This is a genomic window from Caballeronia sp. (genome assembly GCF_049581465.1).
GTDB lineage: Bacteria > Pseudomonadota > Gammaproteobacteria > Burkholderiales > Burkholderiaceae > Caballeronia.
The window spans coordinates 1-2,920 of the sequence record NZ_JBAUSA010001094.1; the positions used below are offsets into that span (position 1 = coordinate 1).

The 2,920-nt window shown below is 60.8% G+C and carries 2 protein-coding genes and 1 pseudogene; 1 reads left to right on the top strand and 2 read right to left on the bottom strand.

Annotated elements, in window-relative coordinates; genetic code table 11:
- Positions 1-1,127, top strand: a 1,127-nt coding sequence (locus WCA53_RS26745) for a porin (RefSeq protein ID WP_423917734.1), incomplete at its 5' end; no start/stop codon positions are given.
- A 103-nt stretch (positions 1,128-1,230) separates the two neighbouring features.
- Here WCA53_RS26745 and WCA53_RS26750 read toward each other — a convergent pair.
- On the bottom strand, positions 1,231-2,646 hold the full coding sequence (locus WCA53_RS26750) for an efflux transporter outer membrane subunit (protein WP_423917737.1): 1,416 nt from the start codon (positions 2,644-2,646) through the stop codon (positions 1,231-1,233).
- Positions 2,639-2,920, bottom strand: a pseudogene (locus WCA53_RS26755) (efflux RND transporter periplasmic adaptor subunit); the annotation flags it as partial. The pseudogene WCA53_RS26755 and the gene WCA53_RS26750, both read right to left, overlap by 8 nt.

The window sequence follows — 2,920 nt, forward strand, 5'->3', positions numbered from 1 at the left end:
GTGCTGCCTTGGCTCAAAGCAGCGTGACGCTTTACGGAACGCTGGACACGGGCATTGACTATATTTCCAACCAAAAGACGGCATCGGGCGGAAGCGCCGCATGGGCCATGCAGAGCGGTAACGTGAGTACGAACCGATGGGGGCTGAAAGGAACCGAGGATCTGGGCGGCGGACTTAAGGCAGTCTTCGATCTTGAAAACGGCTTCAACGTCGACAACGGCAAGTTTTCGAATGGCGGCGACGAGTTCGGGCGTCAGGCGTGGGTCGGGATTTCAAGCACTGCATACGGTACGGTGACGCTTGGACGCCAGTACGATTCAATGGTTGACTTCGTCGCGCCGCTGTCGGCTACCGGTTCTGGATTCGGCGGGAATATTGCAGATCATCCGTTTGACAACGACAACCTGAACAACGATTTCCGCATGAACAACGCGGTGAAGTTCCGTAGCGTGAACTACGGCGGCCTGGTGGTGGGGGGTGCTTACGCCTTCAGCAATTCATCGACCGGGTTCAACAACAATAGTGCTTACACGGCCGGCGCATCGTATGACCGGGGGCCGTTGAGCCTGGCTGCGGCCTACTTCCAGGCCAACAATCCCGGCGGTGTCGCGACGCCTCCCAATACCGGTGGTGCCTTATCGAGCAGTGACGGCGATGCGACCATGGTTGGAGGCCGCCAGCGAATCCTGGGCGCGGCTGCGCGCTATGTGGTCGGTCCGGCAACCCTCGGCGCGGTCTTTACGCGAACCACGCTGGATGACCCGAGCGCGATTGCACAAGGCGGCGCTTACACCGCGCTCTCAGGCAACAAGCTGAGTTTCAATAACTACGAGCTCAATGCTCGCTATGCCGTCACGCCCCAACTGAATCTGGGCGGCTCCTATACGTTCACGGATGGCAAGTTCGACACAGCGACGTCGAGTTTGTCACCGAAGTGGAATTCCTTCATGTTGCAGGCCGATTACTCCTTGAGCCATCGCACGGATATTTATCTGGAGGGGGTCTATCAGCACACAACGGGCGCGTCGGGCGTCCCCGCACTGGGTTACGCATCGATCTACACCCTTGCTGCATCGTCGACGGGCAAACAGGCTGTGATCGCGGCGGGCGTGCGTCACCGCTTCTAAACAACGCGGCAGTATCACGAGACGATACAAGAGGCAAACGTAGAGCAAAAAGCGCCGCCCGGTTTCCCCGGCGGCGCTTTTTTCGGCATTGCGTTTTAAGGCCTCAGGCGGGCTTGTCGTTCCATCCCCCTCCCAGCGCTTCAATAAGCGCGACGGAAGCCTTGAGCTGCCGCGTACGCAGATCCAGCGCGGCAATTTGTGCGGTGAGTTCGGTGGTTTGCGCCGTCACCACGTCGAGATAGCTCACCACGCCATCCATGTAACGCGACGTGGCGAGGGCAAGCGTTCGCTGGGAAGCGGTCAGTGCCTGATCCTCGTTCACCGATTCGTCGCCGAGATGATGAAGGAGCGCAAGTCCGTCTTCGACCTGCTGAAATGCGGTCAATACCGTTTGCTTGTATCGCGCGCCATTCTCGGCCAGTTTCGCCCGGGAGGCGGCGACGGCCGCACTATGGCGGCCACCGTCGAAGATCGTGAATAGCAATTGCGGTCCAACCGACCATATTTCGTTGGGCGCGGCAAGCCACGGAGAGAACGTATCGCTCTGGTAGCCAGCGTCGAGACCGAGGGTAATGTCCGGATAGAACGCCGCCTTCGCGACCCCGATGTTCGCATTGGCGGCGGCCATGCGCCGCTCGGCAGCGGCAATATCGGGGCGGCGCTGCAAGATCGAGGAAGGCATGCCGGTCGGTACAGCAGGCAAATAGTCCTGATCCACGTCCGCCCCGAGGCTGAAATTCGATGCGGATGTGCCAGTCAGGGTGGCGACCGCGTGTTCGAGCAACGCGCGGCTCGCCTCGGTATCGTCCACAGCAGCGCGGGCCGACGAAAGTTGTGTCTGGGCTCGCGACACGTCCAGGCCCGATGCCAGTCCACCTTTGTGGCGACTTGTGGTTAGCTTGAGCGCGCGCTGGTAAGCCACGAGGGTATCGTTGAGCAATTTCGTGCGTTGGTCCAACCCGCGCAACTCGAAGTAGGTGGAGGCAAGCGTTGCCTGAAGACTTAGTCGCAACGATTCGAGGTCGTCAGCGCTGGCTTGTTCCTTCGACTGTCCTGCGCTGACCTGGTTGCGGATCTTGCCCCAGAGATCAAGATCGAAGCCGACACTGAGCTCGGCGTTGGCCGCAGTGTAAGTCGAGGGTTGCCCGGCGCCGCGCAGGGGCCGGTTATCGGACTGTCGCTGACGCGAGACATCGCTTTCGGCCCCAATGGTGGGGAAGAGGCCCGCGCGCGCCTCCTGGAGATAAGCGCTTGCTTCGTCGTGCCGGGCAATGGCCGCCGCTACGTTCGGATTGGCGCTGGCGATCCTGGCTTCAAGGGCGTTCAGCACGGGATCGTGATACATGGTCCACCAGCCATCACGCGGGATGCGATCGGCGGGACGGGCCGTTTGCCATGGGCCCGCTTCCTTGAACGACGTGGGAATGGCCGTAGCAGGTACTTTGTATACGGGGGCGAACGAGCATGCATTCAGCGCAACCACGCATACCGCCGCGAGAAGAATGCTTCCTTTAGCCATGAGTTCGCCCCGCCGCAGGAACGGTCGATACCGCCGCGATCGACACGCCTGCATGTCGCACGAGCTCGCCTTCTTCCAGGGAGTCCGGCGGGTTGTTGACGATGCGCTCGCCACTCGTCAACCCGGAGCCGATCAATACGCGGGTACCGAGATCAGTGGCTATCTTCACGTCTTTCAAGTGCACGTGGTTGTGTGCGCCAAGCACCGCGACCTGAAGGTTGTCGGTGCGAAAAATGAGGGCGCTCGCCGGTATGAGCAATGCGTTGCCCGAGCT